The sequence below is a fragment of the Rhizobium sp. CB3171 genome (genome assembly GCF_029714265.1).
Lineage (GTDB): Bacteria > Pseudomonadota > Alphaproteobacteria > Rhizobiales > Rhizobiaceae > Rhizobium.
Genome location: NZ_CP121653.1, coordinates 758,102 through 779,472, shown reverse-complemented (window position 1 = coordinate 779,472; position 21,371 = coordinate 758,102). Strand labels below are relative to the sequence as shown.

16 protein-coding genes and 1 pseudogene are annotated in these 21,371 nt (G+C 55.4%); 6 read left to right on the top strand and 11 right to left on the bottom strand.

What is annotated here, in order from left to right:
- Positions 1-4 precede the first annotated feature (4 nt).
- Positions 5-784, top strand: coding sequence for a pyrroline-5-carboxylate reductase (locus QA648_RS22845; RefSeq protein WP_283053799.1), 780 nt, complete (start codon positions 5-7; stop codon positions 782-784).
- Here the strand turns inward: QA648_RS22845 and QA648_RS22840 are convergent, their stop codons facing one another.
- Entirely contained in the window at positions 785-1,333 is a 549-nt protein-coding gene (locus tag QA648_RS22840) for a cupin domain-containing protein (protein WP_260304069.1), read from the bottom strand.
- A gap of 145 nt (positions 1,334-1,478) precedes the next feature.
- On the opposite strand from QA648_RS22840, the gene QA648_RS22835 reads away from it, so the two are divergent.
- Entirely contained in the window at positions 1,479-2,813 is a 1,335-nt protein-coding gene (locus QA648_RS22835) for an aspartate aminotransferase family protein (RefSeq protein WP_283053798.1), read from the top strand.
- Positions 2,814-3,007: 194 nt separating this feature from the next.
- Here the strand turns inward: QA648_RS22835 and QA648_RS22830 are convergent, their stop codons facing one another.
- Complete coding sequence (locus tag QA648_RS22830; RefSeq protein WP_283053797.1) at positions 3,008-4,948, bottom strand: methyl-accepting chemotaxis protein; 1,941 nt, start codon at positions 4,946-4,948, stop codon at positions 3,008-3,010.
- 521 nt (positions 4,949-5,469) lie between these two features.
- On the opposite strand from QA648_RS22830, the pseudogene cysD reads away from it, so the two are divergent.
- Together cysD and cysN are read left to right on the top strand one after the other, a co-directional pair.
- Positions 5,470-6,363: pseudogene (cysD, locus tag QA648_RS22825) on the top strand (sulfate adenylyltransferase subunit CysD); the annotation flags it as partial.
- Positions 6,363-8,270, top strand: a complete 1,908-nt coding sequence (cysN, locus tag QA648_RS22820; RefSeq protein ID WP_283053796.1) for a sulfate adenylyltransferase subunit CysN — start codon at positions 6,363-6,365, stop codon at positions 8,268-8,270. The pseudogene cysD and the gene cysN, both read left to right, overlap by 1 nt.
- Positions 8,271-8,702: 432 nt before the next feature.
- Here the strand turns inward: cysN and QA648_RS22815 are convergent, their stop codons facing one another.
- Together QA648_RS22815 and QA648_RS22810 are read right to left on the bottom strand one after the other, a co-directional pair.
- Complete coding sequence (locus QA648_RS22815; RefSeq protein ID WP_283053795.1) at positions 8,703-9,623, bottom strand: nucleotidyltransferase and HEPN domain-containing protein; 921 nt, start codon at positions 9,621-9,623, stop codon at positions 8,703-8,705.
- 408 nt (positions 9,624-10,031) lie between these two features.
- Positions 10,032-10,973 (bottom strand): GGDEF domain-containing protein, encoded by a 942-nt coding sequence (locus tag QA648_RS22810; RefSeq protein ID WP_283053794.1) that lies wholly within the window; start codon positions 10,971-10,973, stop codon positions 10,032-10,034.
- A gap of 679 nt (positions 10,974-11,652) precedes the next feature.
- Here QA648_RS22810 and QA648_RS22805 point away from each other — a divergent pair.
- Complete coding sequence (locus QA648_RS22805; protein WP_283053793.1) at positions 11,653-12,474, top strand: ABC transporter permease; 822 nt, start codon at positions 11,653-11,655, stop codon at positions 12,472-12,474.
- 38 nt (positions 12,475-12,512) lie between these two features.
- Positions 12,513-13,256: an ABC transporter ATP-binding protein gene (locus tag QA648_RS22800; protein WP_283053792.1), complete on the top strand. Its 744-nt coding sequence runs from the start codon at positions 12,513-12,515 to the stop codon at positions 13,254-13,256.
- Positions 13,257-13,527: 271 nt separating this feature from the next.
- On the opposite strand, the gene QA648_RS22795 is transcribed toward QA648_RS22800, so the two are convergent.
- The 7 genes from QA648_RS22795 to rfbB form a co-directional block, all read right to left on the bottom strand.
- Positions 13,528-14,652: a glycosyltransferase family 1 protein gene (locus tag QA648_RS22795; RefSeq protein ID WP_283053791.1), complete on the bottom strand. Its 1,125-nt coding sequence runs from the start codon at positions 14,650-14,652 to the stop codon at positions 13,528-13,530.
- A 578-nt stretch (positions 14,653-15,230) separates the two neighbouring features.
- A complete protein-coding gene (locus QA648_RS22790) occupies positions 15,231-16,196 on the bottom strand; it encodes a GDP-mannose 4,6-dehydratase (RefSeq protein WP_283053790.1) in 966 nt (321 codons plus the stop codon).
- Positions 16,197-16,221: 25 nt separating this feature from the next.
- Positions 16,222-17,196, bottom strand: a complete 975-nt coding sequence (gene gmd / locus QA648_RS22785) for a GDP-mannose 4,6-dehydratase (protein WP_283053789.1) — start codon at positions 17,194-17,196, stop codon at positions 16,222-16,224.
- A gap of 503 nt (positions 17,197-17,699) precedes the next feature.
- Entirely contained in the window at positions 17,700-18,248 is a 549-nt protein-coding gene (gene rfbC, locus QA648_RS22780) for a dTDP-4-dehydrorhamnose 3,5-epimerase (RefSeq protein ID WP_283053788.1), read from the bottom strand.
- A gap of 64 nt (positions 18,249-18,312) precedes the next feature.
- Positions 18,313-19,200 carry a glucose-1-phosphate thymidylyltransferase RfbA gene (gene rfbA, locus QA648_RS22775; RefSeq protein WP_283053787.1) on the bottom strand — a complete coding sequence of 296 codons (888 nt, stop codon included), beginning with the start codon at positions 19,198-19,200 and terminating at the stop codon, positions 18,313-18,315.
- A gap of 80 nt (positions 19,201-19,280) precedes the next feature.
- Positions 19,281-20,180 (bottom strand): dTDP-4-dehydrorhamnose reductase, encoded by a 900-nt coding sequence (gene rfbD, locus QA648_RS22770; protein WP_283053786.1) that lies wholly within the window; start codon positions 20,178-20,180, stop codon positions 19,281-19,283.
- Positions 20,177-21,244 (bottom strand): dTDP-glucose 4,6-dehydratase, encoded by a 1,068-nt coding sequence (gene rfbB, locus QA648_RS22765; RefSeq protein WP_283053785.1) that lies wholly within the window; start codon positions 21,242-21,244, stop codon positions 20,177-20,179. The genes rfbD and rfbB overlap by 4 nt, the downstream gene beginning before the upstream one ends.
- Positions 21,245-21,371 lie beyond the last annotated feature (127 nt).

Below are 21,371 nucleotides of genomic sequence, written 5' to 3'. Positions count from 1 at the left end.
GAGGATGAAGGCTATTGGTTTCGTCGGAACCGGCGCGATCACCGAGGCTATGGTGCGGGGCCTACTGGCTGAGCCGGCGCATGTATCCGAAATCCATGTCTCACCTCGCAATGCGGAGATCGCAGCAAATCTTGCCGCGAAGTTCGACAGCGTGACTGTAGCGGCGGACAACCAGACGGTCGTCGATCATAGCGATATCGTAACCCTTGCCATACGCCCACAGATTGCCGAAGACGTTATACGTGGGCTTTGTTTCAAAGATGGGCAACGCGTTGTCAGCGTCGTGGCCACGGTAGAGCGTCAAAGTCTGCTCGACTGGATCCGCGCGGACATCGACCTTGTGCAGGCGATCCCTTTGCCATTCGTGGCAGATCGCCAAGGTGTGACGGCCATCTATCCTCCCGATCCAGAAATAGCCTGCCTCTTCGATGCCCTTGGCACCGCCGTTCAATGCGAATCCCGAAAAGAATATGACCTTCTTGCCGCTGCCAGCGCCATGATGTCGACCTTCTTCGGCATCATGGAGTTCACGGCTGACTGGCTGGAAAAGAATGGGCTCGATCGATCGAAGGGCCAGGCCTATATCGCGCCACTATTTTCGAGTTTGGCGCAAAGGGCCAACGGGCCGGGCATCACGTCCTTCAGTTCTCTGAGCTCTGAATTCGCTACCAAGGGCGGCCTGAACGAACAGGTTTTTTCGGACTTTGAGAAGAAGGGCGGACGACAGGCGCTGACGGCCGCACTCGACCGGGTATTCGCTCGCATTGAGGGTCGCAGTAACTAATCAGAAGGTTGGCGGCGTGCAGGCACTGATGACCTCGCAAGCTACCGGCCCGACACATCGGAACCGATGTGGGCGGCGGCTTTCGAAGTAATAGGCATCGCCCGGGCCGAGGATTCGCCGCTCGTCGTCAACCGTGACCTCGAGCCTTCCCGAGAGGACGATCCCCCCTTCCTCTCCATCGTGGACGAGAGGTACCTTACCGGTATCGGCGCCAGGCTGGTAGCGTTCCTTCAGGATCTGCAGACTGCGCCCGAACAGGTTTTCTCCAACCTGCCTATATGAGATAGCGCCCTTGCCGATCTCAACCAATTCTTCCGCGGCATAAAACGCCTTCTTTGGCCGCGCGGGCTCGAATGCGAAAAACTCCGCCAGGCCGATCGGGATGCCGTCCAGAATTCTCTTTAAGGCACCCACCGACGGATTAGAGGCGTTCGACTCGATGAGAGAGATCGTTGAATTCGGCACACCAGTACGTTTGGCAAGCTCGCGCTGCGAAAGGTTGTGCGCAATGCGCAGGTGGCGGAGACGGTTGCCGATGTCGACGGACATGATGTGGTGCGTTCCTGTTGTTCAGAATAGGCAAAACCTATATGCTACTACCATAAATTTCAATTGGTTAGAGCCATAAAGAAAAGGACTTGTTTGAAGAAGGGAAATCGTCGATCTGATTGCCATTCCAAAGAGGAGGCCAATCATGGATCAGGTCAGTAAGCCGAACACCCCCGTTCTCGACAATTTCTGGATGCCGTTTACGGCGAACCGGCAGTTCAAGGCAGCACCGCGCCTGTTGGCCGCTGCAGACGGTATGTACTACACCGATGTCGATGGGAACCAGGTTCTCGATGGCACCGCGGGCCTCTGGTGCGTGAATGCCGGTCACGGCCGCAAGAAGATTGCGGAGGCCGTCGAACGACAGCTCGCCACCTTGGACTACGCGCCGACCTTTCAGATGGGCCACCCGATCGCTTTCGATTTCGCCACGAAGCTGGCCGCGAATGCGCCTGGTGGTGGCGAAGCCAAACTCGACCGCGTGTTCTTCACCGGTTCCGGCTCCGAATCCGTCGATACCGCTCTTAAGATTGCCATTGCCTACCAGCGTGCCATTGGTCAGGGCACCCGCACGCGGATCATCGGGCGCGAAAAGGGCTACCACGGCGTCGGATTCGGCGGCATCTCGGTCGGCGGCCTCGTCAACAATCGCCGCGTCTTCCCGCAGATTCCGGCAGATCATATGCGCCATACGCTGGATATCGAGCGCAATGCTTTTTCGAAAGGGCTTCCGCAGCATGGCGTCGAGCTCGCAGATGACCTGGAACGGCTCGTCGCGCTACATGGCGCCGAAACCATTGCAGCCGTCATCGTCGAACCGATGTCCGGATCGGCAGGCGTCGTCCTGCCTCCCAAAGGCTATCTAGAGAAATTGCGTGCCACGGCGGACAAGTACGGAATTCTGCTGATCTTCGACGAGGTCATCACTGGCTTCGGACGCCTGGGAGCACCCTTTGCCACCGACTATTTTGGGGTCGTGCCGGATCTGGTCACCACCGCCAAGGGCATTACCAACGGCACAATCCCGATGGGCGCCGTCTTTGCCAGCCGCAAGGTCTATGATGGACTTATGGTCGGACCGGAGAACGCGATCGAGCTATTCCACGGCTACACCTATTCCGGCCATCCCGTCGCCTGCGCCGCCGGCCTCGCCACTCTCGAGATCTACCAGGAAGAAGGACTGCTGACGCGAGCGGCCGATCTGGCGGAGCACTGGCAGGAAGCCCTCCATTCGCTCAAGGGTCTTCCGCATGTCGTCGATATCCGAAACCTTGGGCTGGTCGGAGCGGTCGAACTCACTCCTCGCAAAGATGCACCCGGCGCGCGCGCTTACGAGGTGTTCGTTGACTGCTTCGAGAAGGGTCTGCTGATCCGCGTCACCGGGGACATCATAGCACTTTCGCCACCCCTGATTATCAGCAAAGCGGAGATCGACACGATTGTCTCCATGCTATCTGATGCGCTGAAGCGCGCAGCCTAAGGTGCTTAGTGGGGGTGCCACTGGCTGGTTCAGTGGCATCGCGATGTCGCAGTCGCCAAGCAAATGATCATGCCTATATGCTGCGCAACGCCATTTATGGGTGCTCATGCCGCCGACATCAGATGGCCGGCTGCTCATTGAGAGAGAGCTGTAAGGGCGGGGTATCCCTCGCCCTTTCGCAATCTTCACTTTCCTCAAAACTCTTCCCAGCCGTCCTTTGACGCTGCCGTCGCAGTTGCGACGCCTCCGTCAAAGGCACCGACGATCTTGGCCCTGAGCGAGCGGGCCGGCGACGCGGCCGGCTGGTGACGCTCGCTCGCCACGGCCAGACGCGGTTGCCTATAGCCTTCCTCGACGCTGAACTGGCTCAGCAGGCTGTTGAGCGATGCGACTTCCTTGGCAAGGCTATGGCTTGCTGCGTTCGACTGCTCGACCATCGCCGCATTCTGCTGCGTCCCCTGGTCGATTGCGTTCACGGCCGTGTTGATCTCGGCGAGCCCCGTTGCTTGCTCCCTTGCCGCCTCGACGATCGCCTTCACATTGGCATCGATCTCTTCGACTTCCTGGACAATCTGGCTTAGGGACTGGCCGGTCCGCGCCACGAGTTCGACGCCATTGCGCACCTGATTGCTGGAAGTCGAGATCAGCGCCTTGATCTCCTTGGCGGCCTGTGCCGAGCGCTGCGCCAGTTCACGGACCTCCTGGGCAACGACCGCAAAGCCCTTGCCCGCTTCGCCAGCGCGCGCCGCCTCGACGCCGGCATTGAGAGCCAACAGGTTCGTTTGGAAGGCGATTTCGTCGATAACGCCGATGATGTTCGTGATCTCGCTGGAAGATTTTTCGATACCCTCCATGGCGGCGACAGCCTCGCGCATCACGATACCCGACTTCTCGGCGCCGATACGGGCTTGCGCGACCAACTGGCCAGCCTCCTCGGCGCGCTTCGTGGAGTCTTTAACTGTCGTGGTGATCTGTTCGAGCGCCGCGGCGGTCTCCTCGACGGATGCTGCCTGCTGCTCCGTGCGCTTCGACAGATCGTCCGCGGCCGACCGGATTTCGTTGGCACCGGCATCGATGCCGCGGGCATTGTCACCAACGGCTCGTAGCGCCTGCTGCATCTTTGTTATCGAGCCGTTGAAATCGCTGCGCAACTGGTCGAGATGGCTGACGAACGGCTTGTCGATGCGGTAGTTCAGATTGCCGTTTGACAGCGCTCCAAGGCCATCAGCCAGCGCCTTGACAGCAAATTCGGTTTCGGCTGCCTCCCTCGCCTTCTGTGCGTCCCGCTCCATACGTTCCCGATCAGAAAGGCTGCGGTTGGCATCTGCGTCACGCTCCAGCCGGATGCGCTCGATCGCATTGTCGCGGAAGACGGCAACGGCTGCGGCCATCTGGCCCACCTCATCCTTGCGCCCCAGGCCGATGACAGATGTCTCGGTTTCTCCACCGGCAAGAGACACCATGCGTTCCCGCAGTTTCTCGATCGGCGTGGTAATACCCTTGGCCGCGACAAACAGGCCGGCGAAGATTGCAGCGACGAAGACGATGCCGAGCGTCGTCAATGTATAGAGGATCGTGCCATTTGCCTGGCTAGTTAAAGTGTCGCTTTGCGTCCCGACGCTCTTGCTGGCGTTCTCGATCCAATGCCGGACACTCAGGATCTCGTCTTCAATCATCGGATCTGCTTGTTTCAGCAACCCTTTGGCACTCTCGTTGTCGTCCTTTGCTCCGGCTTCGACGGCCTTATCCATGATGGCGGTCATTGCTCTGGCTTTGTCCGCCAGCACATCAACTGACGCTGCCTGTTCCGGGACCAGACGCTTTATAGAGTCAAACCAGTCCAACAAGGCTTTCTTGTTTTCGCCGTAGTCTTTGACAAAGCCCGGCATCTCCGCATCCTTGGCGCTATAGGCAAGGATCTGATAGGCATTATAGCTGAGTGCGACCACTCGCTGGCTCGCTCGCGCCATCTGGATCGTAGCGGTCCCCTCGTTTGTAAGAAGACCCGCATAGGCATCATTTGTCGCTTTATAACTCTCCGACATCGCGATGATGCCGGCAATTCCAACAACGCAGATCGGGATGATGACGGAAAGAATCTTCGTGCGAATCTTGGTGTTCTGAAGAAACGACATGGGGGCTCATCGTGCAATTGTCAGGCAATCGCTCTGCCGCCAGATGAAATCATCGGCGCAAAATGCGCGTGCCGACCAGTGACCGGGCATCACAGACTCGGAGCATCATGCTCGACGCAAATGCGCTGTATTCGAATTTAAGCAAAACATGCTGACAAATCGGTTAATGGGTAAATTTCGACTTAAAACTCGAATATTAGACCTTGCGCACGAGCCCGCTTGCCGCACCAATTTGCTACACCATGGAGCCCAGCGGACGCAGCGTGGGACGCATTCAAAATAATTCGGTGATCAGGGCGATCAGGGGCTTGCCCGCATCGCCCGAGTCAATTCACGAATATTTGAATTATTGAACGACGCCCTTTGCAGCGGATGAGCAGAAAAATGGCTTTGTCCACATTCTTACAGTCTCCGGTTATTTTTCCAGAACACGTTAGAAATTCACGCGTTCATGCAGGGCACCTGAATTCAGGAGCGTTCAAGCGACTGCAGGACAGTGCCAGACGCCTGCCGGAATAATCAGCATGCATATAAATCGACTTGAGGCGGAAAGCATAACAATCATTCGCGAAGCGGTTGCCGAGGCTGACAGGCCGGTCCTTCTCTATTCAATCGGCAAAGACAGCTCCGTTCTGCTTCATCTTGTCAGAAAGGCATTCTTTCCAGCTAAGCCGCCATTGCCCCTGTTGCATGTGGACACAAGATGGAAATTCCAGGAAATGTACCAGTTTCGCGATCTTATCCCGCAGCAAACTGGAATGGATCTGCTGGTTCACATCAATCCTGAGGCGATCGAGAAAGACATAAACCCGTTTGACCACGGCGCGGCGCTTCACACCAGCATTACCAAAACGGAAGGGTTGAAGCAGGCACTTGATCATCATCGCTTTGATATGATTTTCGGGGGAGCCCGACGCGATGAGGAGAAGTCGCGATCTAAGGAGCGGGTATTTTCGTTTCGCACGCGCAATCATTGTTGGGACCCGAAGAATCAGCGGCCAGAACTTTGGAGCCTCTACAATACCCGCAAAGCCCACGGTGAAAGCATACGGGTCTTTCCGCTCTCCAATTGGACGGAATTGGACGTGTGGCAATATATCTTCCAGGAGGGCATTCCGGTTGTGCCGTTATATTTCGCCAAAGAGCGTCCGGTCGTTCTACGTGAAGGTATGATTCTTGCCGTTGACGATGATCGCATGAGGTTATTGCCCGGCGAGGAAATCACTCGCCGCAAAGTTCGTTTTCGAACACTAGGTTGCTATCCACTGACGGGTGCTATCGAATCCGAGGCCGATACCGTTGAAGGAATAATCGCTGAACTCATCCAGGCGCCCGTGTCCGAGCGACAAGGCCGGCTGATCGACACTGGTTCGTCGGCGAGCATGGAAAAAAAGAAATTAGAGGGTTATTTCTGATGCTCAGCCTGGATCAGAACAGCAATCAAGATCTCTTATCATCCGAAGAAGTATTTGCGCGTTTTCAGCATCAGGAACAGTCTCGGGATATTTTGCGCCTTATCACATGCGGCAGCGTAGACGACGGCAAAAGCACCCTGATCGGTCGTCTTCTCTGGGAATCGCAGCAGTTACTTGACGATCAATTGGCGGCACTCAAAGCTGAATCGAAACGCTATGGCACGCAGGGCGATGAAATCGACCTCGCACTGCTGGTCGATGGCCTATCCGCCGAACGCGAACAAGGCATCACCATAGATGTTGCCTTCCGCTATTTTTCCATGCCAAAGCGAAAGTTCATCCTCGCCGATTGCCCTGGCCATGAGCAATACACACGCAACATGGCGACCGCAGCGTCTTCCGCCGACGTCGCAATCCTGCTCATCGACGCTCGCAAGGGTGTTCTGACACAGACACGCCGGCATGCCTATCTCGCCTCGCTGCTGGGCGTCCGGCACGTGGTCGCCGCTATCAATAAGATGGATTCGGTCGGATATGACGAGGAAATATTCGATCAGATATGCGAGGAAATCTCGACGTTCACCGCCACACTTGGATTTGAGAGCATCACCCAGATCCCGATCAGCGCTCTTCACGGCGACAACGTAGTCCGGCGCGCCGCACATACCCCGTGGTATCTCGGGCCGCCGCTGATGGACCTCTTGGAGACCGTCAAGATAGAGCGCGCGCCCTCCGACCGACTTGTTATTCCGGTACAGTGGATCAATAGACCGAATGCGGATTTCCGAGGTGTCTCGGCCACGATCGTCGAGGGCAAGTTGGAGGTTGGGGACGAAGTACGCGTAACGGGTTCAGGTCAAGTCGCGCGCATAGCTGAAATCGTCACGATGGATGGAACCACGAAACGCGCCGAAGAAGGGGCAGCCGTCACATTCAGGCTCGATCGAGACATCGATGTTTCCCGCGGCGATGTTCTGTCTTACGCGCAAAAGCCCTTGGAGATGTCTGATCACATTGAAGCCACCCTGATCTGGATGAGCGCAGATGCGGGTCTGATTGGCCGTCAATACGATATCAAGCTTGCGACCCAATGGGCGTCCGCATCGATCACCAGCATTAAATATCACATCGATGTCGATACATTTGCACACACCGCCGGGCGAACTCTGGCACTCAACGACATTACTGTCTGCAACGTATCCCTGAGCCGCCCTCTTGTTTTCGACAGCTATGCGACGTCGAAAACACTCGGCGCCTTTATTCTCGTGGACCGGCTGACGAACGCCACCGTCGCCGCCGGCATGATCCGCCACAATCTTCGACGCGCCGAGAACGTGCACCGCCAGATGCTGTCGATCACTCGCCAAGATCGCGAGCGTTTGAATGAGCATCGGGGCAAGGTAATTTGGTTTACGGGCTTGTCTGGCTCCGGGAAATCAACCCTCGCCAATGCCCTCGAGATGGAGCTGCATAATCAAGGCAAGCGCACATATATCCTGGATGGCGACAACATCAGGCAAGGTCTCAACAAGGACTTGGGCTTTACCGATGCGGACCGTGTGGAGAATATCAGACGAATTGCCGAAGTGGCCAAGCTGATGATGGACGCAGGTCTCATCGTGCTCACCGCCTTCATTTCCCCTTTCCGCCGAGAAAGAGAGATGGCGCGCGAACTGATCGGACCCGGAAACTTCTTGGAAGTTTTCGTCGATACGCCGCTCGATATCTGCGAACAGCGTGACCCGAAGGGGCTCTACAGGAAGGCACGCGAGGGGAAATTGCCGAACATGACGGGGATCAATAGCCCGTACGAGGCGCCGATGTCGCCTGATCTCATCATTCAAGGGCTGGGCATGTCAGTTGCGGAGAATGTCAAATGCTTGATCGATTGCGTCGCGTCTGTTTAGACCGAGCGCTGTCAAGTGCTCCTTCAACTATAGAGAACCAGCTCTTGCATGGTAGTGATCCTCTCCGAGGCCGTTGGCTCAAAGTGATTTGCGGGGGGCGCATCAATGTCTACAACCGGATGCTATTTGGCTGCCAGCTACTTGGCCGAACCAAACCTCCGCACCTTGATAGCCTCGCTCCGTGATCTGACGCACAGCGTCGCGCTTAAACTCTTCGCTGAAATTCGATTTGCTCATGGTGCTCTTCTTGCCATTAGGAAAGAAGGCGTCTACAAATCTCGGGGCTATTCAAGATGAAGGCTCTGGGAGACGAGAACCGTCGGCTCAAGAATATGTATGCGGAGATGAGCATGCAGGCCGAGCTTCTCAAAGAGGCGCTAATGTCCGCGCCAGATGGGGACTCCTTGCCACTTACATTAAAACACGCAATTTCTAATGTGCTGACCTAGCGGAAGCATTTTTTCGGAGCTTATCGAGATGCTCCTCGCAGATCGTTTTCACTAGGTGCTGCAATCCACTGGTACGCTCGCTGAGCCAGATGAGCGCCTCGTCACCCATGAGGAAGTGGGGAGAATAGCGGGCTTTCGCATAGGCTTGATTGATAGTGTTGAACCAGGCGATATAGCGCTGTCGGTCGTTTGGCCAGATGGTAGTAAGCCGCCGATCACGACCTTCCGCCAAGGTTCTGAGGTGGTTAAGATGGGAGGCAGGGCTATAGCGGGTCAGCGTCAGCAGCAACGTTGAGTAGGCTTGCTCGATGGCCTGATGAAGCAAGAATGCTGTCTCTCTGAGCAGGTTCGTTTCGAGAGCCATCTTCGAGAGACGGAGAAAGTTTGAAGCACCTGGCGATCTGATCCGAAAATGTTCGGATGCTGCGCGATATTCGTCGGCAGCTGAGAGTGGCTTCGACTCGGCCAACTCCTCGTCGTCGAGCTCGAAAAGTATGATGCCGTCACGACGGATGTCTGAGAAGAAATAGTTACCTTCCTTAAGCGCCGTGTTTACCTCGCGGCGTGAATGCACGATCAAACTGACCGGTGTCTTGATGACGCGGTCATAGGGGAAACGAGTGGCGGCCTTGTGCCAGAAAAGCGCGAAATCTGTGAGCTTACGGTTGTTGACGATGATCAGCAGATCATAGTCGGACTTGTAGCCTTTGCTGGTGTGGACCTCATCGACCCAATCGCCACGGGCATAGGAGCCAAACAGAATGATCTTGAGAATGCGTCCCTTCTTCTTGAAGTCCGCCGTGCCTCCCTTTAAGGCATCCTCGAACTCCTCGTGGAGAATCTCAACGATGTGCGACAGTTCGCGTTGCTTACGCGTCGGCAGATGATCGAGGCTGGATTTCATTGGAAAACGGAAACCTTTCTGACCGCGCCTATTAAGATATTATACGGCTGCAAAAGCTACTCCAGCGTAGCGCAAAGAACTGCCATTTTTCCAGTTCCCGATCGTCAAGTATCTCATTGGAGCATAGGTTTTCGCTCTCGATTCTCGCGTTGAAAAAACCGTCTGCTGATCTTTCTCCGCAAAGCTAGACATTCTGAACAAAGAGGGAACATAGCGACATTTCGCGCGGCTGGACAGAGAAAAGTTTGTATAGTTGATCGTTGTGCGGACAAACCGGCCGCGCGACCTTGTTCCGGGTTTCCCCGTTGAGGCAGCCCCCCGGCCTTTCGATCTACACCGGTTTGGTGGAGGATTACCGATGCCGACGCGGATGGTATTCAAACGGCACCACCGGCAAATATAAGGACACTAGAATATTCTTGATGAAAAACTATTTCCCTCATTGTGCAACGTTCCGTGGGCGATTTCCAGCGCAGGTCGCGATAGTGACACGATTCGGAAGCCGTTCCTGCCCGCCGATTTTACTTCGTATAAGGCATTATCCGCTGTCGCAAATATATCTTTGGGCGTTTGGCCAGGTACGATCACGGCCGCCCCAACGGATGTTGTGATCTGAATGTTCTTCGTCGGTGTAGAGATCATCCAATTCATGCCCTCTACGATGTAAGTGGCGATCTGGGCGAGATCTTCAGCCGAAGAACATGGGTGTATGACGGCAAATTCATCCCCGCCGATGCGAGCGATCATGTCGGCGTCAGGTACGGCCTGCGAGAGTCTGCGGCCAGCAACTTTGAGACAGTCGTCCCCGGCCTGATGTCCTAAAGTGTCATTTACGGACTTAAAGCCATCGAGATCCACCAAGAGCAGAGAGCGCGTCCTTTGACACTCGCCTCCACATATCTCGTTAAAGAAAGCTTCAAACCTTGTCCGAGACATCAGTCCGGTGAGGATATCGCGGTCTGCCAGGCGACGTAGCTGCTCGACCATTGTCTTTTCGGCAGTGACGTCCTGTTTCACCCCGAATATCCGTTCGGCAGAGCCGTTCGCAAATTCTACGCAAGCGGTTATTCGAATCCAACGGCTGTTACCTTTTGCGGTAACTATTTGGGCGTCCAACGTGAAGCCTTCACCTGTGCGAATTGCCTTTTCTCGGGCCTCGTTAAGAAGCTTACGGCTTTCTGGTGTATAGAGTTCCACGATTTCGTCCCGTGCCAACGGCGTCTGCGGAATAAGATCGAAGAATTCATAGACCGTATTCGTCCAACTCAGGGTCTGATCCGGCAGGCTACACTCCCATACGCCTATTCGAGCAGCCTTGAATGAGCGATCAAACAGCTCCCTCAAATGCATGAACTCCTGGGAGCCTATAGCGTGCGGGTCCGGTACGTCACTTACATAGCAAGACATGAGCAGCCTCTGCCAACTGAACGAAAATGTTTGCCGGCTTCATTGAAATATTCCAAATCACGATGTCCAACAAAGAATTGCATAAATTGCTTGCTTTCGGGTTTCCAAAATAAGGACTGACGAAATTAGTTCAATCAAAAATGGAGCTCGCGACCTGCTCGGTACGCATCCTAGCAAGGCCGCCTTGTCAGAGTTGTCGAATTTGGCACTCACCGTCCTTATCGACATCAAAAAGATCGTGCGGAATGGGGGCTTAAGATTATCGAAAGCAATGGGAGGCGACGCTCCAATAAAGAGATGAAGCAGCAGTTGTCGATCTTCAGAGAGTAAGAATCTACACTCGAAAACAAAAAATGATGCAAACTCAATTAGATAATTCGTAAATATGGTGGGCGATGAGATTATGGGTATATCATTGGCCCCCAAATTAAGGCGATGCGGTTTCGATCAGTTAATTCCATCGAGTCCGACTGGTTTTGGCTACTATCCCAGTGACAACTGTTTTGGACATATTCGCACGAAAGGGCTGTTCTCCGTTTCCGCGCTTTGCTACAGGTTCGCCTTAAAAATGACGGCATGTGTTTATTGCTGAGGCAAACGAACCCTGACAAATGGATTGCTTGTGAAGAGTCTAACAGTTACGAACTCAAAAGCGCATTCTAGTTCGGCTATACCGGACATTGCGGACGCTTTGTCAAATTTCCGTTTGGCAGCTTTACTTGGGTGGCAGGACGTTGCCCAGCGTTACAGAAGATCACGCATTGGGGCATTTTGGCTCACCATCAACATGGGTGTGCTAATAGGAGCACTCGGCTTGGTTTTTGGTACAATATTCAATTCGCCAATGCGGGAATTTCTTCCATTTATATGTATTGGCTTGATATTGTGGGGTTACTATACTCAAATTGTAAGTGAGGGATGCACTGGCTTTGTAGCCAATACCGACATAATACTTCAGTTAGACATCCCTTTCTTCACCTATATTTTAAGAGTTTGGTATAGAAATTCCGTAATTTTGGCACACAACCTGGTGATATTTCCAGTTGTTCTTCTTATTTTTTGGAAGCCAATTGGATTTTCGGCGTTGATCGCCGTTCCAGGCTTTATCTTTGTAACGTTGAACATGACCTGGATTGCGCTAGTGCTCGCGATCCTATGCACCCGCTACCGAGATTTGATTCAAATCGTACAAAACATTATGCAGGTTATGCTCTACGTCACTCCCATTATGTGGATGCCCGACCATTTGCCGCAAAGCGCTTCACATGCAATGCTCACATATAATCCCTTTTTCCACCTAGTCTCTGTTATCAGGAATCCGCTTCTTGGGGAGAGCGTCACGCTCCTCAATTGGATTGCCGTAGCAGGTTTAGCTGTTGTCGGGTGGGCTTTTGCCCTCCTGTTGTTGCACAAATACAAGGCCCGAGTCGCATACTGGCTTTGAGCGAAGGCAATCGAAGATTTCGGAGAGTTTAAGCAAGCATGACATCGATTTCCTTGGAAAAGGTCACCGTCGATTTCCCCATTTACAACGCACGTGGCAGGTCGCTCAAAAATCGCGTCTTGAATATGGCTACTGGTGGTTCGATTAATTCGGAGGGCAACGGGGTCGTGGTTGTGCGTGGCCTAGATTCGATTAGCTTCGAGTTGAGACGGCACGACAGGGTTGGTTTGATAGGTCATAACGGCTCGGGTAAGACCACTCTTCTTCGTGTGCTAACTGGGGTTTATGTGCCGACATCTGGTAAGATTGATATCCAGGGCAAATGTACCTCACTGATCAATATTTCGCTCGGAATCGATCCTGAGGCGACTGGGCGCCAGAATATTTTTCTTCGCGGCGCTTTGCTTGGCTTCCGAAAGGAAGAAATGAAGGCGAAGCTCGCGGAAATTGAGGAATTCAGCGAATTGGGTGGGTTCCTAGAAATGCCGGTTCGGACCTATTCGACAGGCATGCAGTTGCGCTTGGCGTTTTCAATTTCGACGATTCTACAGCCTGAAATCCTGATCATGGACGAGTGGCTGGCGACTGGGGATGAGGGCTTCAAGGCTAAGGCAAACCAGCGCCTAAACGAGCTTGTTGAGAAAACTCAGATTTTGGTCATCGCAAGCCATGCTAAAGAACTCCTCGCAAAAAATTGCAATCGCGTGATATGGCTCGAGCACGGCAGGATACGCATGGATGGCGAACCGACCGCGGTGCTTGATACTTATTTTGGGGCTTGAACTACGAGTGCTCCCGCGATCTGACAGCTCGGAGGATCGTGTGATCGGGAGAGGTCACGTATCAGGCCCTTTAGTGCGCCTCAAAAGCTGGCCGCGGGCCGGTATGGGCCGCCCCCACGCGGACCAACCGGCATTTGCACCGCTGGCGGATGTTCGTTCGGGCTCCTGCTGAGATCTCAAGGGTGATCGATCTCGAGAAACCGCTATCTATTGTGTCAACTTCGGCGACCGGAACGACTGCCGCGTCAACTGCAGCAAATGCCGTGCTTTGTCAGCCTCGCCATCCGCTGCGCTTGGCGATTGCTCTTGCAAAAATTTGCTCTAGCTGGCGCGCACTCTCCATCCAATCGAACCGGCTCGCATTGGACTTCGCCTTTTCGGCAAGACGTTCATAAAGCGCCATGTTTGTCGCAAGGCCCTCCAGCCCACCACGGATCGATTGTACATCATCTGGATCAACCAGAATGCCCGCCTCTCCGGCGACCTCGGGCATGGAAGACCTGTTTGATGTCAACACGGGTATACCTGTCGAATTGGCCTCGATAATCGGAAATCCGAAGCCCTCGTAAAGCGACGGCATCGCCAGAAATCGCGCCTGGCTGTAAAGCTGAGCCAAATCGGCATCCGACACATAACCGGTTAGCCGAACGGAGGACTCGAGATGAAGGCCAGCGATGTGCTCCCTGAGACCGCCAAGCCTCCAGCCTTGGCCACCCGCGAGCACAAGCAGCAATTCCTGCCGTATCGTCTCCGGCAACGACGCATAGGCTTGCAGCAACCGCAACAAATTTTTGCGCGGCTCGAGCGTTCCAACGAACAGGATATAGGACCGATCAATCCCAAACGACAGCAGAGGCTTCGGCGGCACGACACCTTGGATGGCCGTCAAACCAGGATAAACGACACTCAGCTTCTCTGAGCATCCCGGAAACTGCGCCTTTAATACATTCGCTGTTGCCTTGGAGACGGCAACGACTGCATCCGCAACGGCAATCCCCGGTTTCATCAACCAACGATCGCCCATTCGCGTCTGCCACCGCATTGTTGCCGCCATATCTTTCCAGACGAGGTCGTGTATCGTGACAACGCGCGCAATTCGGCGATCAAGAAAGGATGGTAGGCGATGAGCCGGCCCCCAAAAGACATCGAGGCCGTCCTGCGCAGCGCGCCGCGGAAGCTCGGTTTGAGCCCAGATCATGCGCTTTACCCCACCCGGGAACCGGGCGACACGCAGCTGCGCGGGAGGCAGATCCCTTACATCCTCGTGAGGAGGCTGCGGAAAGTAAAGATAGAGCTGGTGACCGCGAAGCGCGAGATGCCGGCTCATTTCAAGCACATAGCGGCCGATGCCGGTCATGCTTGTCGTCAAATTGCGCGCATCGATACCAATCTTCATTCAGAGGCTGCTCCTGCGTCAGCAAATGTCTCAATTAGCGCCATCAGAGCGGAACCCGCAGCGGATTGCTCCACCAGCCAACCGCTTCCTGAAGCAGGCCTATCTCGGCGAAGGTGGCACCCTTTCGCTTGAGCTCCAATTGCGGCAAGTTTTCCTTTCAGCATGGGGGAAACGTTGTACCATTCGCAGGCAGGCGTCCTTCAACTGTGGCCTGGCGGAAAGCCCGCGCAGGAATCCCGCTAAAAAAAAAATGCGACGGCTCGGCTGGATAACCTTTTAAATGCGGATAGATTTCGACTTCCAGCTCGAAGTGGACGCGTAAGCCGCCACGAGAAACTATCGTGCATCTGATCGAGCTGCTGACGCAGCGCACGCTCTCGACTATCCGCGTCCCAGACTGCATCCTGCAAATCGCGTATCTGATCGTCCTTCTGCTCAAGGAGACGAATGAGACGGTGCTCCGCCGGCCCATGTTCGATCGAATGCTTATCGCTGTTCACAAATATGAACCTCCTTCGGATGGCAGCACAGATCATCATTGCGAATGGGGCCGCCTAGCCTCGCATCCCTAGATACTATCAACACGCGATCCGAATTTTCCAATCCTGGAGCACATCGCTAAGTGTTTGACGCAAATCAATTTCAGGTTTCCAGCCGAAGGCATCGAAAGCAGCCTTGTTGTCACCAGTGGCGATGGCAATTTCTGGCCCGCGCAGCCGCTTCGGGTCGACCTCGATTTCGACATCCGCTCCGGACAATTCGATCAGCATGTTCAGTATCGACTGGATCTGCACGGACCGGCCGGAGGACAGATTGAAGACTTTGCCGAATGCATCGCAAGCCCCATCCCCGAGAGCAGCATCCGCATAGGCGCGCACCACATCACGAACGTCAAGAAAGTCCCGGAAAGCTGAGAGATTTCCGACACTGATGCGGGGCGGAGTCTTGTCTGTGACAATCTCGGCAAGTTGCCTTGCAAAAGCAGGCACCACGTAATCCACTGCCTGGCCGGGCCCCGTATGATTAAACGGACGAAACCGGATCGCCTTCAATCCATCATAGGCGAGCTGGCCGACAAGCACGTCAGCCGCAGCCTTCGTCGCGCCATAGACACCCATCGGCTTCAGGGCAACGTCTTCCTTTATCGGCTCTCCCGCCGCGTCCAAAAATGATGCCCCATATGCTTCGGAACTGCCGGCGAAGATGAACCTTGCCTCGGGTGCAAATTCCATTGCAGCGTAGGCGAGGTTCATCGTGCCTTGAAAGTTCACGTCCCACGCCCGCTGCGGCAATTTGCGCGCATCCCCAGGCGCCGCAATCGCGGCCAGATGGACAATCGCCGTCGGCCGGCAGTCACGTATCAGGCTCACCACCTGCTTACGATCGGTGATTTCAGTCTTCCAGCCGGATACATCGCTTTGACCGGCCGTCAACACGCTTAGCGGCAGACCATGCTTCAGCCGCCAGCTCTGGAACTCACGCAACAACCATGAGCCGACAAATCCGCTGGCACCTGTAACAAGAATACGATGTTCCCTCGGCATGGAGCGCCTCGCCGCTTGCTGGGGCCTATTTGCTCAGCCGCTTCAGATCGGCATCGACCATCTCGACAATCATTTCCTCAAGGCTGATTTTCGGCTCCCAGCCGAACGTCTTGCGGGCCTTTTCCGGATTGCCGAGTAGCACATCCACTTCCGCCGGGCGGAAAAGCGCGGGATCGATGACCAGGTGGTCTTCGATCTTCAGGCCTGCATGCTGGAAAGCGATGGCACACATGTCGCGAACGGTCGTCGTGCGTCCGGTCGCAATCACATAATCATCCGCGACGTCCTGCTGCAGCATCAGCCACATGGCCCGAACGTAATCCTTCGAATGCCCCCAGTCACGCTTGGCATCGATATTGCCGAGCCGAAGTTCTTTTGCCAGACCAAGCTTGATGCGGGCAACGGCATCCGTCACCTTGCGTGTGACGAACTCGATACCGCGCAGTGGCGATTCATGATTGAAGAGGATGCCGCTCGAGGCATGAAGACCAAAGCTCTCGCGATAGTTGACCGTGATCCAATGGCCGTAGAGCTTGGCGACCGCATAAGGCGAGCGCGGGTAGAACGGGGTTTGCTCGGATTGCATCGGCTCCTGGATAAGACCGTACATTTCCGAGGAGGAAGCCTGGTAGAAGCGAGCTTCCGGCTGCTCGAGGCGAAGGGCCTCCAGAATATTCGTCACACCGAGAGCCGTAACTTGGCCGGTCAGATAGGGCTGCTGCCACGAAGACTTGACGAATGACTGCGCCCCAAGGTTGTAAACCTCCTCAGGCTTCACTTCCTTGAGCGTGCGCACAAGGCCCGAAAGATCCATCAGGTCGCCATCAACGATCCGAACCTGGTCTTCGATACCGAGCCATTGCAAACGGCTGAGATTGACGTCCGACGTGCTGGAGCGGCGAGCAAGGCCATAAACCTCGTAGCCATTGTTCAGCAGCAGCGCTGCCAGATATGCGCCATCCTGACCGGTGATCCCCGTTACCAGTGCCTTCTTCGCCACATCAATCTCCGTACCGCATCCAAAACAAACCCATCAAGCATTCTGCCACTCATGCTCACATCTGGGCGGCTGCTTTCCCGCCATTTAGCCCTTATGCGCGGCAATGACAACGACCAGCAGCCATTTCTCCCGCGCATTAACGCGGACACCGATCCGCAGCTTCTCTGATGTCGCGTGAAGCGGCGATCAGCAATTCACCCGATCCCTCGACTGGCTCTCCTTCTTGCCAACAAACGCAGATGGTGAGCGCTGTGCGTGGACGCCTTGCGGAACACGTGTGATTGTGGGCAAAAGGACTGGACAATGTGGAACGGCTTGCAGCCTGATCACGTCGATAATCTTTTCGAGCAGGCCGGAGGGGGATGTAAGAGACGCTTGTCAACCATCCGCAATTAAAGGCCGATTGACAAAATGCGGGATGATCACTCGACCGCCGGCACCGTCCAATGTGACGCCGCCTAGCTTAGCCGGACCGAACTTCTTACAACACCAACCGCTGAACCTCACTCGAAGAGTTCCGCATCTGCGAGTAGCGGCTGACGCTGATCCTTTGGAGAGAGCGTCAGCGTATCTCCAGATTTCCAGTCAATGCCGATCTGCGGATCGTCCCAGCGGATACCGCGGTCACTCTCCGGCGCATAATAATCGGTAGTCTTGTAGAGGAACTCGACGCGGTCGCTCAGCGTCAGGAATCCATGCGCAAACCCTTCCGGAATCCAAAGCTGACGCTTGTTCTCCTCCGACAGAAGGACGCCGACCCACTGGCCGAAGGTCGGCGAGGACCGTCTGATGTCGACGGCGACGTCATACACCTCGCCGATGACGACGCGAACGAGCTTGGCCTGAGCACGTGGCGGCAACTGATAATGCAGGCCGCGCAAGACGCCCTTTCCGGATCGGCTGTGATTGTCCTGCACGAATGTCGCGCTTCGCCCAATGGCCGCCTCGAATTTGACTTGGCTGAAGCTCTCGAAGAAAAAACCGCGATCATCGGCAAACACCGCGGGTTCGATGATCTTGACGTCCGGTATGGCGGTATCGATGGCTTTCATTCATCTTCCTGCTTCGATTGACAATCATTCGGTGGCAAACCGCACAATAGCCGCTGCGGCTTGGCTAGAATATCTGCTCGCGTAGGATGCCCAAAAGATATTGCCCGTAAGCATTCTTCTTAAGGGGAAGCGCCAGCGCCTCGACCTTTAAGGCGTCGATCCAGCCGCTCCGATAGGCAATCTCCTCCGGGCAGGCGACCTTCAGGCCTTGCCGATTTTCGATGGTAGCGATGTAATGGCTTGCCTCCAGCATGGATTCATGCGTGCCAGTGTCGAGCCAAGCATAGCCGCGCCCCATCGTCTGGACGTCGAGCTGCCCTGCCCTGAGGTAATGCGCGTTGACATCGGTTATTTCCAATTCGCCGCGCGGCGAGGGACGTATGGACTTCGCCACATTGACGACATCGGCGTCGTAGAAATAGAGCCCGGTGACGGCATAGTGGCTCTTGGGGACTTTCGGCTTTTCTTCGAGGCTGATCGCACGCCCCTGCGAATCGAACTCGACCACGCCGTAACGCTGCGGATCCTGCACGTGGTAGGCAAAAACGGTGGCGCCGCCCTGCTTGTCGTTTGCTTGATGAAGAAGCTTGGTGAAATCGTGCCCGTAGAAGATGTTGTCTCCCAGCACCAGGGCGGACGGAGCACCATCGAGAAACGCCTCCCCGATGAGAAACGCCTGGGCAAGACCATCCGGGCTCGGCTGAACCGCATAGTCGAGCTCGATCCCCCATTGGCTGCCATCGCCGAGCAATTGCTCGAAACGGGGCGTATCCTGGGGTGTCGAAATGATGAGCACCTCACGGATACCGGCCAGCATCAGGGTCGTCAGCGGGTAGTAGATCATCGGCTTGTCGTAGATCGGCAAGAGCTGCTTGCTGACTGCGAGCGTCACCGGATAAAGGCGCGTTCCCGACCCGCCTGCGAGGATAATACCTTTGCGTGCTTTCTTCATGGTTCAGCGTCTCGTCTTCATTTCGCCCACATCCACCCGGCCGATCGATCATGACCAGCGTCGCTATATTCTTTCAGTCATCAATTCGCTGCAGGCCGCAACCTTGCAACGACGTCGCTGACACCCTCCTGCCATACCGGCAGGGTAACTTCAAAGCGCTGCATAAGCTTTGCGCAATTGAGCCTTGAGTTAGCCGGCCGCTTCGCCGGCGTCGGATATTCGGCGGTCGAAATCGGCTTGAGAGCATCGAGCGTCAGCGCAAGATTGAAGTTTTTGGCGGATGCTTCGCGGACGATATGCGCCGCATAACCATGCCATGACGTCTTGCCCTCAGCGCTCAGGTGATAGGTGCCCGACAGATCAGGGGCATTCGAACCACCGACGATGTCGACGATCCTGCGCGTGACATCCGCAATCAACGCCGCCGAAGTCGGTGCGCCGATCTGATCGGCAACGACGTTCAGAGCGCTGCGCTCCTGCGCAAGCCGCAGGATGGTCTTGAGGAAGTTGTTGCCGTGATGCCCGTAAACCCAGCTCGTCCGCAGGATGACGTGATTTGCGCCGGCGGAGCGCACGGCCTCTTCGCCCAGCCACTTGCTTTCGCCATAGACCGACTGCGGGTTGACCGGATCGCTCTCCACATAGGGATCAGGTTTCATTCCATCGAAGACGTAGTCCGTCGAATAATGCAGGAGATAGGCGCCGTTATCGGCAGCCCAGCGCGCCAGCACGCCGGGTGCAACGGCATTGACCGCCATCGCCTGCTCCCTTTCGCTCTCGGCCCGATCGACGGCCGTATAGGCGGCGGGATTGACGATGATGGCCGGCTTATATTCCTTAAGCACGGAGAGGATGCTCGCTTCATCAGCCAAGTCCATCTCGGCACGCTTCGCGGCAATTATTTTGCCCAACGGCGCCAGAGAACGCTGCAATTCGAAACCGACCTGCCCATTGGCGCCTGTGACCAGAATCGTGCTCACGCCTGAACCTCATACTGCTTGCCGACCCATTCGCGGTAAGCGCCGCTCGTGACATTCCCCACCCAATCCTGGTTGGCGAGATACCATTCGATCGTCTTGCGAATGCCGGTCTCGAAGGTCTCTTCGGGCTTCCAGCCCAATTCGCGTTCGAGCTTGCGGGCATCGATCGCATAGCGGCGATCGTGACCGGGCCGGTCCTTCACGAAAGCAATCTGGTCCTTATAGCGACCGCCGCCAGACTTGGGCCGCAGCTCGTCGAGAATGCTGCAGATCGTATGCACGACGTCGAGGTTGGGCTTCTCGTTCCAGCCGCCGACATTATAGGTCTCTCCAACCTTGCCGGCTTGAAGCACCCGGCGGATAGCGCTGCAGTGATCCCTGACATAGAGCCAATCGCGAATCTGCTGGCCATCGCCATAGATCGGAAGGCTCTTGCCCGCCAAGGCATTCAAGATCACCAGGGGGATCAGCTTCTCAGGAAAATGATAGGGGCCGTAATTATTGCTGCAATTCGTCGTCAGTACCGGCAGGCCGTAAGTATGATGCCAGGCCCGCACCAGATGGTCGGACGCCGCTTTGCTCGCGGAATAGGGGCTGTTCGGTTCGTATCGATTGAGCTCGTTGAACGGCGCGTCGTCCTGCGAAAGCGTGCCATAGACCTCGTCGGTCGAGACATGAAGGAAGCGAAACGCCTGCTTCTCCTCGCTCGGCAAGCCGTCCCAATAGCCGCGGACCGCTTCGAGCAGATTGAATGTGCCGACGACATTCGTCTGAATGAACTCGCCAGGTCCATGAATGGAGCGATCGACATGGCTTTCGGCGGCAAAGTTGATCACGGCGCGCGGCCTATGCGTGGCGAGCAGGTCGCTCACCAATTCGCGATCACCAATATCGCCATAAACGAACACGTGGCGATTATTGCCGTTCAATTCTTTCAGCGTGTCCAGATTGCCGGCATAGGTCAGCTTATCGAGGTTGATCACCGTTTCATCGAACTGATCGAGCCAATCGAGAACGAAATTCCCCCCGATGAAACCGGCGCCTCCAGAAACCAATATCGTCATCTAAATTCCATTCCTGCTTTGCCTAAGACCGAAAATCGGGATCGTTAGAATTATTTTCCGCAAGGATGCAGCAGCCCGCTAATGCATCAAATTAAATCGACGCCTTTCTCGGGAAGACCTATCCTAA